The following is a 13426-nucleotide window of genomic DNA, read 5'->3' as shown; positions in this document are numbered from 1 at the left end:
CCGTGACCGGTCTGTTTATCACCCTGGAAGGCCCGGAAGGCGCCGGCAAGAGCACCAATCGCGAATATCTGGCCGAGCGCCTGCGCGAGCGCGGCGTCGACGTGCTGCTGACCCGTGAGCCGGGCGGCACGCCGCTGGCCGAGCGCATCCGCGAACTGCTGCTGGCACCCAGCGACGAGCCCATGGCCAGCGATACCGAGCTGTTGCTGGTGTTCGCCGCGCGCGCCCAGCACCTGCAGCAGGTCATCCGCCCGGCGCTGGCACGCGGCGCCGTGGTGCTGTGCGACCGTTTCACCGATGCCACCTACGCCTACCAGGGCGGCGGCCGCGGCTTGTCCGGCGAGCGCATCGCCCTGCTGGAGAATTTCGTCCAGGGCGAGCTGCGCCCCGATCTGACCCTGATCTTCGACCTGCCGGTGGAGGTGGGCCTGGCCCGCGCCGCCGCCCGTGGCCGGCTGGATCGTTTCGAGCAGGAAGGTCGCGGCTTCTTCGAGGCGGTGCGCCAGGCCTATCTGCAGCGCGCGGCGCAGGCCCCGCAGCGCTACCGCGTGCTGGATGCCGGACAGACCCTGGCCCAGGTGCAGGCCGATCTCGACGCCCTGCTGCCGAGCCTGCTGGAGACCTGCCGTGGCTGACGCCTATCCCTGGCAGCAAAGCCTCTGGCAGCACCTCGCCGGCCGCAGCCAGCATGCCCACGCCTACCTGCTGCACGGCCCCGCCGGGATCGGCAAGCGCGCCCTGGCCGAACGCCTGATGGCGCGACTGCTGTGCCAGAGCCCGGACGGCCTGGACGCCTGCGGCCAGTGCAAGTCCTGCCACCTGCTGGCGGCCGGTACCCACCCGGACAACTACGTGCTGGAGCCGGAAGAGGCGGACAAGCCGATCAAGGTCGATCAGGTGCGCGAGCTGGTCGACTTCGTGGTGCAGACCGCCCAGCTCGGCGGGCGCAAGGTGGTGCTGCTGGAGCCGGCCGAAGCGATGAACCTCAACGCCGCCAATGCCCTGCTGAAAAGCCTGGAGGAGCCCTCCGGCGCCACCGTGCTGCTGCTGATCAGCCACCAGCCCAGCCGTCTGTTGCCGACCATCAAGAGCCGCTGCGTGCAGCAGGCCTGCCCGCTGCCCAGCGAGGCGCTGAGCCTGGCCTGGCTGGCCCAGGCGCTGCCCGAGTCGAGCGAAGAGGAGCGCGCCGAGCTGCTGACCCTGGCCGCCGGTTCGCCGCTGGCGGCGCTGCGTCTGCAGGGGCAGGGCGTGCGCGAGCAGCGCGTGCAGGCGGTGGAAGGGGTGAAGAAGCTGCTCAAGCAGCAGATCGCCCCCAGCCAGCTGGCAGAAAGCTGGAATGCACTGCCGCTGAACCTGCTGTTCGACTGGTTCTGCGACTGGGCGCAGCTGATGCTGCGCTACCAACTGACCCGCGACGAGGCCGGCCTGGGCCAGGCCGACATGCGCAAGGTGGTGCAGTACCTGGCCGAGAAAACCCCCCAGGCCAAGGTGCTGGCGATCCAGGAGTGGTTGCTGGCGCAGCGGCAGAAGGTGATCGGCAAGGCCAACCTCAACCGTGTCTTGCTTCTCGAAGCCCTGCTGGTGCAGTGGGCAAGCTTGCCCGGACCGGGCTAGAATCGGGCATTACGCAATAGACGCCAGGAATACCTGATGAGCTTGCCACCCAATCTGGGCCCCCGTAACGGCATTTTGTCCCTGACCATCAAGGACAAGTCCGTGCTCTACGCGGCCTACATGCCTTTCATCAAGAACGGCGGACTCTTCATCCCCACCAACAAGAGTTACAAGCTCGGCGACGAAGTGTTCATGCTGCTCAACCTGATGGACGAGCCGGAGAAGATCCCGGTGGCCGGCAAGGTGGTGTGGATCACCCCCAAGGGCGCCCAGGGCAACCGTGCCGCCGGCGTCGGCGTGCAGTTCAACGATGGCGACAACACCGCCCGCAACAAGATCGAGACCTACCTGGCCGGCGCGCTGAAGTCCGATCGTCCGACTCATACGATGTAGGTTTTTAGCCGCGAACGGTTTTGGTCGCGGCTAAAGCCCCTCCCACAGATCGTCCAGGCATCCGCCGCTTTCGATTACAATTCGGGTCTTTCCCTTGCCCGAGTTACCGCTGTGCTGATTGACTCCCACTGCCACCTCGACCGTCTCGACCTGGCCGCCCATGGCGGCTCGCTGGATGTTGCCCTGGATGCGGCCCGCGCGGCGGGTGTCGGGCATTTCCTGTGCATCGGCGTCAGCTCAGGCAACGCCGCCACGGTCAAGGGCCTGGCCGAGCGCTATGCCGACGTCGATTGCTCGGTAGGCGTGCATCCGCTGGATCTCGAGCCAGGCGCCGAACCGGCACTGGACTGGCTGCTGGCCGAACTGGCCCATCCCAAGGTGGTGGCCATCGGCGAAACCGGCCTGGACTACCACTACGAACCCGAATCCGCCGCACTGCAGCAGGCCTCCTTCCGCCTGCACCTGGAGGCGGCGCGCATCACCGGCAAGCCGGTGATCGTGCATACCCGCGAAGCCCGCGCCGACACCCTGGCGCTGTTGCGCGAGGCGGCGCTGCCGCAGGCCGGCGTGCTGCATTGCTTCACCGAGGACTGGGAGATGGCCAAGGCGGCGCTGGATATCGGCTTCTATATCTCGCTGTCCGGCATCGTCACCTTCCGCAATGCCGAGGCACTGCGCGAGGTGGCGCGCCAGGTGCCGGCCGACCGCCTGCTGGTGGAGACCGACTCGCCCTACCTGGCGCCGGTGCCGCATCGCGGCAAGCCCAACCTGCCGCAATACGTGCGCGAGGTGGCCGAATACCTGGCCGTGCTGCGCGGCGTGAGCTTCGAGGTCCTGGCCGAGCAGACCTCGGCCAACTTCAAGCGCCTGTTCCCGCTGGCCGGCGTGTAGCCCGGATGTAATCCGGGAATCCCTAACTCCCGGATTGCATCCGGGCTAGGCATGCGCAGAGCCGCCGGGTGGCGTAGCGCGTCAACCGCGCAGGCCGATAACGGCTTCGCAGCTGAAACCGCTCCCGGGGTTATGAATCGGGGTGAATTTTCATCGGCCAAAAAAAACCCGGGTTCTGGGGGATGAATCCGGGTCAAGACCATTAGGAGTAAATCAAGGTACGCGGTCCACGGTACCTTGGCTGGCGGGGCACTTGGGGGGAGATGCCGCGCACCAGTAATCTCCAGTATTGGCCAGGATTGCCGCGCGTCCAGGCGAAATCGTGCGTTTTTTAAACAGATTTGGAATACCGCGGCGGCTGCTGAGTTCTCAGCCTCTTGCCAGCTGGCCTAGCAGCCCCAGGGTTTCCTCTATCACCTGGGCGCTGGTGTAGAAATGCGGCGAAAAGCGCACGCCCGCTCCGCGTTGCGCGCAGATCACCCCGGCGTCGCGCAGGCGCTGGTGCAGCGCCTGGTTGTCGTGTCCGGCCAGGCTGAAGGTGAGGATGCCGGCGCGCCGCTCGACAGCGAGCGGGCTGTGCAGCGTCGCGCCGGGCAGGGCCTGGATGCCGTCGAGCAGCCACTGCACGCGCTCGGCGACGAGGGTGCCGACCCGCTGCATGCCGACTTCCTCCAGCAGCGACAGGCTGGCTTCCAGGGCGAAGGCGCCGAGCATGTTCGGGCTGCCGCATTCGAAGCGTCGCGCGCTGCGCGCCGGTTGCCAGTCCTGGCGGTTGTAGTCGCCGGCGTGTTCCAGCATGTGCCAGCCGTATTCGTGCAGCTTGAGCTGGGCGCGCAGCTCGCTGCGGCAATAGAACAGGCCGAGGCCCTCCGGGCCCAGCAGCCACTTGTGGCCGTCGGCCATGGCGAAGTCGCAGGCGCAGGCCTGCACGTCGAAGGGCAGGGCGCCGAGCTGCTGGATGGCGTCCACGCAAAACAACACGCCGCGCGCGCGGCAGCCCTGACCGAGGCGCGGCAGGTCCAGGCGCAGGCCGCTGGCATACTGCACCGCGCTGATCGACAGCAGTCGGGTTCGCGGCCCGATGGCCTGGAGCAGGGCGGCCTCGGCATCGACGCCGCGCAGGCTGACCTCGATCACCTCCACTCCCAGCGGCGCCAGGGCCAGCCAGACCACGCGGTTGGAGGGGAATTCCTCGTCGCTGATGATCACCTGGTCGCCCGGGCGCCAGTCGAGGCCGAAAGCGACGAAGGACAGGGCCTCGGAGGTGTTCTTGACCAGTGCAATATCGCCGGTGCTCGGTGCATTCAGCAGGCGCGCCGATCGTTCGCGTAGGCTACGCTCTAGTTTCAGCCAGTCCGGATAATCACGCGCGCCGCTGCTCACGTTCGCTTCGGCGAAGCGCCGAACCGCTTCGGCACTGCGTTTCGGCCAGGGCGCCACCGCCGCGTGGTTCAGGTAACGCAGTCCACTTTCTTGGGGAAACTCATCGTGAAACACGTACATGGTCGGATGATCCGTGCAATTTGGCCACATTTAGGCATAATACGCGGCTTCGATTTTTGACCCCGCAGTCCCTTTATGCAGAAAGAACCCCGTAAGGTCCGCGAATTCCGTCGCCGCGAGCAGGAGATTCTCGACACAGCGCTGAAACTCTTCCTCGAGCAGGGCGAAGACAGCGTCACCGTCGAGATGATCGCCGATGCGGTCGGTATCGGCAAAGGCACCATCTACAAGCACTTCAAGTCCAAGGCGGAGATCTACCTGCGCCTGATGCTCGACTACGAGCGCGATCTCAACGCCCTGCTGCATTCGGCCGACGTGGATCGCGACAAGGAAGCGCTGTCGCGTGCCTACTTCGAGTTCCGCATGCGCGATCCGCAGCGCTACCGCCTGTTCGACCGCCTGGAAGAGAAGGTGGTCAAGGGCAACCAGGTGCCGGAGATGGTCGAGCAGCTGCACAAGATCCGCGCCTCCAACTTCGAGCGCCTGACCCAGCTGATCAAGGGCCGCATCGCCGAAGGCAAGCTGGAAGACGTGCCGCCGTACTTCCACTACTGCGCCGCCTGGGCGCTGGTGCATGGCGCCGTGGCGCTGTACCACTCGCCGTTCTGGAGCAACGTGCTGGAGGATCAGGAAGGCTTCTTCCAGTTCCTCATGGATATCGGCGTGCGCATGGGCAACAAGCGCAAGCGCGACTAACCCTTCCCCGCCGCGACCCCGGTCGCGGCCGATGCCCGGGGCGACCACTGTCCATAGTGAACGCGACTCGGCTCATTCAGCCGCTGGATGGCCCATGTGCTGCGGCCGGCTACGGCGATATACTCCGGCTTATCCCCCGTCGGAGTCCGCCATGATCGTCGATCGCCAGGGCAGGCGCTTTCGCAACCTGCGCATCAGCCTGACCGCCGCCTGCAACTACGCCTGCACCTACTGCGTGCCGGACGGCAAGCGCCTGGTGGCGGCGCAGGACGAACTCTCCGCCGACGCCATGGCCCGCGGCGTTGCCTACCTGATCGAAGCCGCCGGCATCGAACGCCTGCGCATCACCGGCGGCGAGCCGCTGGTCAGTCCGCGCCTGGAACCCTTCCTGCGCCAGGTCAGCCAGCTCGGCCTCGACGACATCAGCCTGACCAGCAACGGCCAACTGCTCGAACGCAAGCTGCCGCTGCTGCTGGAATGCGGCATCCGCCGCCTGAACATTTCCCTGGACACCCTCGACGCTGACGCCTTCGCCCGCATCGCCCGCGGCGGCGACCTGGCCACCGTGCTGGCCGGCCTGGAGGCGGCGCGCGCCGCCGGGATGAAGATCAAGCTCAACATGGTGCCGCTGCGCGGGCAGAACCTCGACCAGGTACTGCCGCTGCTGGATTACTGCCTGGAGCGCGGCTTCGAGCTGCGTTTCATCGAGCTGATGCGCATGGGCCACCTGGCCCGCGACCCCAATGCCTTCAACCAGCAGTTCGTCGGCCTGCCCGAGCTGCTGGAGCTGATCGGCAGCCGCCACGATTACGTCCAGGCCGACGCCCCGGTCGACGCCACCGCGCTGCGCTACGCCATCCCCGGTGCCGGCCATTTCGGCGTGATCGCCAACGAGAGCGTGCCGTTCTGCCGCACCTGCTCGCGCCTGCGCCTGTCGTCGACCGGCTGGCTGCACGGCTGCCTGTCGTCGAGCAACCGCCACTATGTCGGCGACCTGCTGGACAAGCCGCGCCACCAGGCCCTGCCGGCGCTGCAGCGGCTGCTGGTCAAGGCCCTCGGCGACAAGCAGGAGTTGGCCTTCTCCGGCGGCGTGACGGTGATGAAGATCATCGGCGGCTGACCCTCGCGGCTTGGCAGGCCGGCCTGGGCGGTGCTGCGCTTTGGCCCGGGTCTGGCATCGTTGGTGGGCTGAAGCCCACCCTACCAGTAGGGCCCGCATTTCAATTGAGCATTCGACTGACCGTAGGGTGGGCCGGGCGGCGATCCGCTTCAGCCCACCTTGACCAGGACCCCGCAGGGGGATGCTCTTCGGCGTGTCGAGCTTGCGCCTCCGACTCAGCCGGGGGGAGTGGCTCGGCAGTCACGACTGCACTGGTTACACTGGCGCAGCCTCAGCCAACCAACCACGGTCGAATATGTCCGCCAGTTTCCCCATCGCCTATATCGAGCCGGTGTTCCGCCCGCCCAGCGAGGCCCAGTCGCTGATTCTGCCGGTGACCAACGGCTGCTCCTGGAACCAGTGCAGCTTCTGCGAGATGTACACCGCGCCGCAGAAGAAATTCCGCGCCCGCGACGAGGCCGAGGTGCTCGAGGAGATTCGCCGCGCCGGCGCGCAGCTGATCGTCAACCGGGTGTTCCTCGCCGACGGCGACGCCCTGGTGCTGCCGACGCGGCGCCTGCTCGCCATCCTCTACGCGATCCGCAGCCATATGCCCGAAGTGCGCCGGGTGTCGAGCTACTGCCTGCCGCGCAACTTGCGCAAGAAGTCGGTGGCCGAGCTCAAGGAGCTGGCCGATGCCGGGCTGAAGATGGCCTACGTCGGTTGCGAGTCCGGCGACGACGAAGTGCTGGCGCGGGTCAACAAGGGCGAGACCTTCGAGTCCAGCCTCAGCGCCCTGGACAAGCTCGGCCAGGCCGGCATCACCCGTTCGGTGATGATCTTGAATGGCCTCGGCGGCCAGACCCTCAGCGCCCAGCATGCGGACAACTCGGCGCGGCTGATGAATGCCGCGCAGCCGGAATACCTCTCCACCCTGGTGGTCAGCTTCCCCCTGGGCGAGGCGCGGTTTCGTCAGCAGTTCGCCGATTACCAGCCGCTGACCCAGCTGCAGCTGTTCGGCGAAGTCGAGCGCCTGCTGCAGGGCCTGGAGCTGCGGCAGACGGTATTTCGCAGCGACCACGCCTCCAACTATTTGGTGCTCAAGGGCAACCTCGGCCGCGACAAGGCGCGCCTGCTGGCGCAGGTACGCGATGCCATCGAGCGGCCGCAGCAGGCCGGCCTGCGTCAGGAGTGGCAGCGCGGGCTGTAGGGTGGGGCGCCAACCTCCGAACCCTCGGACACTCCCATAGTGGCGCGCCGCGTAACCCACCAGACCATCTCTCTGCGTTGCGCCAATGGTCGGTTACGGCGCAACAGAACTTGCGGGGTCATCAGGGTTTCGACATGCGCCTAACCCACCCTACAGGGGGGGCGCATGGATAAGGCAGCGATCAACCGGCAATTCAACGTTGTCGCGATACAGGGGGTGCCCTTCGTGGCGAGCCTGGCGCAGAATCTGCATCCCTGCCTTATCCGCCGGTTTTCCGTCGCCGGCACGAGGAGGATCGATTGATGCGTAACCTGCTTCTACTGGTGGCGCTGCTGGGCCTGGCCGGCTGCATGAAGGTCAGCGACCTGGCCAGCGGCGCCGGCTATCACCTGCGCGACGCCGGTTTTCTCGACCACGGTCGCACCGAGCGCATGGCCTCGCGGCGCCTGCAGCAGGATTCCTTCATCTATATCGCCCAGGGTCATTTCGTGCCGCCGGGCCACGGTTACCCGCGGCCCAACGTGGTGGCCGAGGAAGCCTTCAACGGCTTCGTCGAATACTTCCCGCTGGTCCGCCGCGCGCGCGAGCCGCGCGGGCTGGAGGAGGCCATGGCCGAGGCGCGTGCCGCCGGCGCCCACTACCTGCTGTACAGCCGATTCGCCTACAGCGACGACCGCATCGGCACGGTGGAGGAGTGGGAGGATCAGGAAGCGCTGGACCGTCTCGGCACCGACCGCGCGACCATCCAGCTGATGCTGATCGAAACCAATACCCGCTACCTGGTGGACACCGCGCGCATCCGCAGCCGCGGCGGTTTTCTCAGCTTCTACGACGCCCAGCCGCAGGACCTGATCGGCCCGCCGCTGCACGACTACGCGCGCAGCCTGCTCGGCGTGGCGCGCTGACAGCGCATCGCTGGCGCTCTGTGGGATGGGCTTTCGGCTCGGGCATCCTGCTTCGCTCTACCTCCTGCATCCATGCAGTCGTAGCCGCGACAGGCATCTGCGCCCCGTCGCGGCTAAAGCCCCTGCCACGGTGTATCCTCTTCGGTTCGCAGCAATATGGACGAGGACAGACCATGAGCGATCCAGGCAAGGCCGGCGACCTGCTGGCGCAGATTCCCAAGGGCGAGGGCAAGGGCCTGCCGCCGGTGCACCTGTGGAACCCCGACTTCTGCGGCGATATCGACATGCGCATCGCCCGCGACGGCACCTGGTATTACCTGGGCACCCCCATCGGCCGCAAACCCATGGTGCGGCTGTTTTCCACCATCATTCGTCGCGACGGCGACGACTACTTCCTGATCACCCCGGTGGAGAAGGTCGGCATTCGCGTCGACGATGCCCCCTTCGTCGCCGTGACCCTGCAGGTCGAGGGCGAAGGCGAGACCCAGCTGCTGCGCTTCACCACCAACGTCGAGGACGAGGTGACGGCCGGCACCGAGCACCCGATCCGCGTCGAGATCGACCCGGCGACGCTCGAGCCCGCGCCCTACCTGCTGGTGCGGCGCAACCTCGAGGCGCTGATCCATCGCAACGTGTTCTACCAACTGGTGGAGTTGGCGGTGGAGCGCGAGATCGACGGCCAGCCCTGGCTCGGCGTGTGGAGCAGCGGGCAGTTCTATCCCATCGGGCCGCAGCCGGCCTGATCGCAGTCGGAGGATATCCATGGACGAAATCCTTGTAGAAACCGAGCGCCTGCTGCTGCGCCCGCTGCGTGGCGAGGACGCCGCGCAGGTGGCGCGCCTGGCCGGCGACTTTCGCATCGCCGACGTGACCCGCAGTATTCCCCATCCCTATCCGCCGGAGCTGGCGCAGCGCTGGATCGAGCAGTGCGCGCAGGACTGGGCCGCCGGCCGCGCGGCCTGCTTCGCCATGGTCGAGCGTGCCAGCGGCGAGCTGATCGGCAGCATCGCCCTCAAGGACATCGCCCGCGGTGAGGCCGAGGTCGGCTACTGGGTCGGCGTGCCCTACTGGAGCCGCGGCTACGCCAGCGAGGCCTGCCAGGCCCTGGTCGACTTCGCCTTCGCCCGCCTGCACCTGCGCCGCCTGCACGCCAGCCACCTGGCGCGCAACCCGCAGTCCGGGCGGGTGCTGTTCAAGGCTGGCTTCCGCCACCTGGGCCTCGGCCACAGCCAGTGCGGCTGCCAGGGCGCGCTGGAGCCGGTGGAGCTGTACGAGCGAGTCGGCGGCGAGTGATCCGCGCGCTGTTCATCTGCAGCCGCAACCGCCTGCGCAGCCCGACCGCCGAGCAGCTGTTCGGCGCCTGGCCCGGGGTGCAAACCGACTCCGCCGGGCTGGCGGCGGATGCCGAGGTGCGCCTGTCGGCCGAGCAGCTCGAATGGGCGACGCTGATCTTCGTGATGGACAAGGCCCAGCGCAGCAAGCTGCAGCGCCAGTACCGGCGCGCGCTGGCCGGCAAACGGGTGATCTGCCTGGACATCCCCGACAATTACGCCTTTATGCAGGCGGAACTGCTGGTCTTGCTGCACGGCCGGGCAGGGCGCTACCTGCGCTGATCAATGGCAGGTGTCAACGGCACGGCGAATCCTTTAGGCTCAGCGGGCCCCGGCCGGTGGCGTCATATGGCCATCAGGATTAGACGGCGATCCGGATATGGCCTATCAATAGCAGGCGGCGTCCCCAGTTTTAGCGAAGCAGAGCCCACATGCAGTCCCTGTATTCGAACGATGCGCCCGCGAGCGCCAATGACGAGCGATTCGACGGCCTGTTGCGCCTGGCCCGGCGGCACTTCGACGTCATGGCCGCGCTGCTGCTGAGCGGCGGCGAAGGGCGCCAGCAGGTGCGCGCCTGCGCCGGCCTCGGCGCCGCCCAGCTCGCCCGGCTCGGCTCTTTGGACGATTGGGCCGACGCCGACGCGCTGCACCTGGTGGCCGACGCGCAACTCGACGCCCGTCTGTGCGATCACCGCCTGGTGGCGGCCGCACCCCATCTGCGTTTCTTCGCCGCCTGCCCGTTGCCGGCGCCGGGCGGCGGCGTGCTGTGCCTGCTCGACGACCGCCCCCGCGCGCTGGACGCCGCACAGCAGCAGGCGCTGTACGAGTTCGCCGGGCTGGCGCTGGAGCAGCTCGGGCGCGACCAGGCGGACGCCCAGCAGCGCCAGGAGATCGCCGCCCTGCGCGACAGCGAGCGGCGCATGGCCCTGGCCATCGCCGGCAGCGGCACCGGTATCTGGGATCGCAACGTCGCCACCGGTGAAATCCACTATTCCAGCGGCTGGAAGGCGCTGCTCGGCTACGCCGACCACGAGATCGGCAATCGCATCGAGGAAAGCTACACGCGGGTGCACCCGGCGGACCTGGACTACGTCAAGGCGACCATCGCCGCGCACCTGGAGCAGCGCACCGCTGCCTACGAGGTGGAGCACCGCCTGCGCTGCCGCGATGGCCGCTACAAGTGGGTGTGCAGCCGCGGCAAGGTGGTCGAGCGCGATGGCGCCGGCCAGCCGCTGCGGATGATCGGCACCACCACCGACATCACCGCCATGCGCACGCTGGCCGAACGCCTGCAGCAGAGCGCCGCGCTGATGACCGACCTGACCAACGAGATTCCCGGCATGGTCTTCCAGTACCGGCGCCAGCCGGACGGCGAATCGGCCTTTGCCTACGTCAGCGCCGGGGCCGAGGACATCTGCGGGCTCAGCGCCGAGCAGCTGCTGCACGACGCGCAGGCGTTGCCGGCGCTGGTGCATCCGGACGACCGGGCGGCTTTCCTGGCGTCCTTCGAGGCCTCCGCCAGGCAACTGACGGCCTGGCACCTGGAATTTCGCCTGCAGCTGCCGGGGCAGGAAATCGCCTGGCGTCAGGGCGAGGCCTGCCCGCGTCGCCTGGAGGACGGCAGCGTGCTGTGGCACGGCTTCATCACCGACGTCACCGAACGCAAGCAGATCGAGGCCGAGCTGCAAGCCTTCGCCACCACCGACTTCCTCACCCAGCTGGCCAACCGCCGGCACTTCATGCAGCTGCTCGAAGCCGAGCTGGCCCGGCTGCAGCGCAGCCCGGGGCAGTGCGCGACCATCCTGATGTTCGACCTGGATCACTTCAAGGCGATCAACGACCGCTGGGGCCACAGCGTCGGCGACCAGGCGCTGCGGCATTTCGCGACCATCCTCTGCGCCCAGCTGCGCAAGACCGATGCCGCCGGGCGCATGGGCGGCGAGGAGTTCGCCGCGGTGCTCAGCGACGCCGATCTGCACCAGGCCAGGCACTTCGCCCAGCGCATCCAGGGCGAACTGGCCAAGACGCCGATCCTGCATGGCGGCGAGCAGATCTTCCTCGCCGTCAGTGTCGGCATCTCCTCGCTCAGCGCCGCCGACGCCAGCGCCGAGACCGCCCTGTCGCGCAGCGATATCGCCCTGTACTGCGCCAAGCGCGGCGGGCGCAACCGCATCGAGTGCCACTAGCAGCTCGTTGAAAAACCTAGGCGAGGCAGCCAGCGCAAGGCAAAAGCAGGCGAAAAAGCGTAATACCGTTCACTTAAGCGTCGATCAGGCACGATCAGTCCCCTCGCCCCTCTGGGGAGAGGGTTAGGGAGAGGGGAAACCGTCAGTTGTGCGGTACTTTCAGCCCTCTCCCCCAACCCCTCTCCCATAAATGGGAGAGGGGAGCGAGTCGCGTACGCCTTAAGTGAACAGCATTAGGCGAAAAAGCGGAGTTTGCGTGTTGCAAATGAGCATTTTGAGCCTGCTTTTAACGCAGCGATGGCAACGCAGGTAGTTTTTCAACAGCCCGCAAAGTCGCGGTGCGCTGCGGTTCAGGCCACCGGGATCGCCGGGTCGGCGGCGGCCAGGGCGAGGGCGCGGTCGGCCGCGGGCGGGTAGATCCACTGGCTGTTGATCTGCTGCTTGAGCGCCTTGGCCTCGCCCCCCACCAGCTTCACCTGACGCTCCCAGCCTTCGCTGAACACCGCGCCCCAGGCGCCGAGGTCGAGGCAGGTGACGTACTTGGGCTGGCTGTAGCGCGTCGGGGCCACGCCGATCAGCTCGGCCGCGGCGTTGTTGCCGGCGTGGCGGCCCAGGGCGATGGCGTGTTGGCAGGACATCACGGTGAAGTTGCCGAGCTCGTCGGTGGCCGCCCGTGCGGTATCGCCGGCGGCGAAGATCGCCGCCTGGCCCTCGACCTTGAGCCAGGCGTCCACCTGCAGCCGGCCCTGGGCGTCACGCGGCGCGGGAATCTGCGCGGTCAGCTCGCTGGCGCGAAAGCCCACGGTCCAGATCGCCGTGTTGGCGGCGATGCGCTGGCCGTCGTCCAGGCTCACGCCGTCGGCATCGACCGCGGCCACCGAGCGCCCCAGGCACCACTCGATGCCCAGCTCGCGCGACGCCGCCTCGATAGCCGGACGAATGCCGTCGCCCAGCGCCGCGCCGATCCGCTCGCCGCGGTCGACCACCACCACGCGGATCGCCGCGTCCTCGCCCAGCACGGCGCGCAGCCGCGCGGGCATCTCCGTCGCCGTCTCGATGCCGGTAAAGCCGCCGCCGGCCACCACCACGGTATTGCGCGCCGCCGTCTGCGGGCGCTGCGCCAGGCCCAGCAGGTGCTGCTCCAGGCGCGCCGCCTGCTCGATCTGGTCCACGTCGAACAGGTGCGCGTCCATCCCCACCTGCGTCGGGCGCAGCAGACGGCTGCCGGAGGCCAGCACCAGGCGCTGGTAGCCCAGCTCGGCGACGCGGCCGGCCGCGTTGCGGTAGCTGACCTGCTGACGCTGCGGATCGATGCCCTCGGCGCTGCCCTGGACGAACTCGACGCCCACCGCTGCCAGCAGCGCGGTCAGCGGTGCCTGCATGGCGTGCACCTCGGGCTCGTAGAAGCGCGGGCGGATGCGCAGCTGCGGCTGCGGCGCGAGCAGGGTCACGGCGATATCCGTGCGCCCGTGCCGGTCGAGCAGGCGCATGGCGCTCAGCGCGCTCCATACCCCGGCGAAACCGCCACCGACAATCAGAATGCGTTGTTTCATCTGCTACTCCTGGCTTGGGTTCTTGGTGTTTGACGGGCCCATGCT

At 67.8% G+C, this 13426-nt stretch carries 14 protein-coding genes; 12 read left to right on the top strand and 2 right to left on the bottom strand.

The genetic code is table 11. The annotated features are described in order from the left end of the window. Positions 1-2 precede the first annotated feature (2 nt). The 4 genes from tmk (at position 3) to ACIGKL_RS02925 (ending at position 2898) form a co-directional block, all read left to right on the top strand. Positions 3-635, top strand: a complete 633-nt coding sequence (gene tmk, locus ACIGKL_RS02940) for a dTMP kinase (RefSeq protein WP_397485221.1) — start codon at positions 3-5, stop codon at positions 633-635. Then, positions 628-1614 (top strand): DNA polymerase III subunit delta', encoded by a 987-nt coding sequence (locus ACIGKL_RS02935; RefSeq protein ID WP_397485220.1) that lies wholly within the window; start codon positions 628-630, stop codon positions 1612-1614. The genes tmk and ACIGKL_RS02935 overlap by 8 nt, the downstream gene beginning before the upstream one ends. Before the next feature lie 36 nt (positions 1615-1650). Then, complete coding sequence (locus tag ACIGKL_RS02930; protein ID WP_003245164.1) at positions 1651-2007, top strand: PilZ domain-containing protein; 357 nt, start codon at positions 1651-1653, stop codon at positions 2005-2007. Positions 2008-2118: 111 nt separating this feature from the next. Continuing rightward, entirely contained in the window at positions 2119-2898 is a 780-nt protein-coding gene (locus ACIGKL_RS02925; protein ID WP_397485219.1) for a TatD family hydrolase, read from the top strand. Between the two features lie 369 nt (positions 2899-3267). Here ACIGKL_RS02925 and ACIGKL_RS02920 read toward each other — a convergent pair whose 3' ends face one another. Next, positions 3268-4401, bottom strand: a complete 1134-nt coding sequence (locus ACIGKL_RS02920; protein WP_397485218.1) for an aminotransferase class V-fold PLP-dependent enzyme — start codon at positions 4399-4401, stop codon at positions 3268-3270. A gap of 75 nt (positions 4402-4476) precedes the next feature. Between ACIGKL_RS02920 and ACIGKL_RS02915 the strand changes: the two genes are divergently transcribed. From ACIGKL_RS02915 to ACIGKL_RS02880, 8 genes are all read left to right on the top strand, one after another. After that, positions 4477-5097, top strand: a complete 621-nt coding sequence (locus ACIGKL_RS02915; protein WP_021445429.1) for a TetR/AcrR family transcriptional regulator — start codon at positions 4477-4479, stop codon at positions 5095-5097. Positions 5098-5248: 151 nt separating this feature from the next. Further along, the gene (locus ACIGKL_RS02910; RefSeq protein ID WP_397485217.1) at positions 5249-6217 is read left to right on the top strand and encodes a GTP 3',8-cyclase MoaA; all 969 of its coding nucleotides are present in this window, start codon (positions 5249-5251) and stop codon (positions 6215-6217) included. Between the two features lie 295 nt (positions 6218-6512). Then, a complete protein-coding gene (locus ACIGKL_RS02905) occupies positions 6513-7406 on the top strand; it encodes a radical SAM protein (RefSeq protein WP_397485216.1) in 894 nt (297 codons plus the stop codon). Between the two features lie 302 nt (positions 7407-7708). Next, on the top strand, positions 7709-8311 hold the full coding sequence (locus ACIGKL_RS02900) for a DUF4823 domain-containing protein (protein ID WP_397485215.1): 603 nt from the start codon (positions 7709-7711) through the stop codon (positions 8309-8311). A gap of 173 nt (positions 8312-8484) precedes the next feature. After that, positions 8485-9054 (top strand): DUF1285 domain-containing protein, encoded by a 570-nt coding sequence (locus tag ACIGKL_RS02895; protein WP_397485214.1) that lies wholly within the window; start codon positions 8485-8487, stop codon positions 9052-9054. A gap of 19 nt (positions 9055-9073) precedes the next feature. Next, entirely contained in the window at positions 9074-9604 is a 531-nt protein-coding gene (locus ACIGKL_RS02890) for a GNAT family N-acetyltransferase (protein ID WP_397485213.1), read from the top strand. Further along, on the top strand, positions 9601-9924 hold the full coding sequence (locus ACIGKL_RS02885) for a low molecular weight protein tyrosine phosphatase family protein (protein ID WP_397485212.1): 324 nt from the start codon (positions 9601-9603) through the stop codon (positions 9922-9924). The genes ACIGKL_RS02890 and ACIGKL_RS02885 overlap by 4 nt, the downstream gene beginning before the upstream one ends. Positions 9925-10073: 149 nt before the next feature. After that, complete coding sequence (locus ACIGKL_RS02880; protein ID WP_397485211.1) at positions 10074-11828, top strand: diguanylate cyclase; 1755 nt, start codon at positions 10074-10076, stop codon at positions 11826-11828. Positions 11829-12178: 350 nt separating this feature from the next. Here ACIGKL_RS02880 and ACIGKL_RS02875 read toward each other — a convergent pair whose 3' ends face one another. Further along, positions 12179-13381, bottom strand: a complete 1203-nt coding sequence (locus ACIGKL_RS02875; protein WP_397485210.1) for an NAD(P)/FAD-dependent oxidoreductase — start codon at positions 13379-13381, stop codon at positions 12179-12181. Between the last annotated feature and the right edge of the window lie 45 nt (positions 13382-13426).

Source organism: Pseudomonas sp. NPDC077186 (assembly GCF_044543505.1).
Taxonomy (GTDB): domain Bacteria; phylum Pseudomonadota; class Gammaproteobacteria; order Pseudomonadales; family Pseudomonadaceae; genus Aquipseudomonas.
The sequence above is the reverse complement of the archived record's forward strand: the minus strand, read 5'-3'. Positions and strand labels throughout refer to the sequence as shown.

Excerpts from the sequence above, each read along its gene's own strand:
- ACIGKL_RS02880 (WP_397485211.1), top strand. The coding sequence starts at position 10,074 with ATGCAGTCCCTGTATTCGAACGATGCGCCCGCGAGCGCCAATGACGAG.
- ACIGKL_RS02875 (WP_397485210.1), bottom strand. The coding sequence starts at position 13,381 with ATGAAACAACGCATTCTGATTGTCGGTGGCGGTTTCGCCGGGGTATGG.
- ACIGKL_RS02895 (WP_397485214.1), top strand. The coding sequence starts at position 8,485 with ATGAGCGATCCAGGCAAGGCCGGCGACCTGCTGGCGCAGATTCCCAAG.
- ACIGKL_RS02915 (WP_021445429.1), top strand. The coding sequence starts at position 4,477 with ATGCAGAAAGAACCCCGTAAGGTCCGCGAATTCCGTCGCCGCGAGCAG.
- ACIGKL_RS02910 (WP_397485217.1), top strand. The coding sequence starts at position 5,249 with ATGATCGTCGATCGCCAGGGCAGGCGCTTTCGCAACCTGCGCATCAGC.
- ACIGKL_RS02890 (WP_397485213.1), top strand. The coding sequence starts at position 9,074 with ATGGACGAAATCCTTGTAGAAACCGAGCGCCTGCTGCTGCGCCCGCTG.
- ACIGKL_RS02930 (WP_003245164.1), top strand. The coding sequence starts at position 1,651 with ATGAGCTTGCCACCCAATCTGGGCCCCCGTAACGGCATTTTGTCCCTG.
- ACIGKL_RS02920 (WP_397485218.1), bottom strand. The coding sequence starts at position 4,401 with ATGTACGTGTTTCACGATGAGTTTCCCCAAGAAAGTGGACTGCGTTAC.
- ACIGKL_RS02900 (WP_397485215.1), top strand. The coding sequence starts at position 7,709 with ATGCGTAACCTGCTTCTACTGGTGGCGCTGCTGGGCCTGGCCGGCTGC.
- ACIGKL_RS02905 (WP_397485216.1), top strand. The coding sequence starts at position 6,513 with ATGTCCGCCAGTTTCCCCATCGCCTATATCGAGCCGGTGTTCCGCCCG.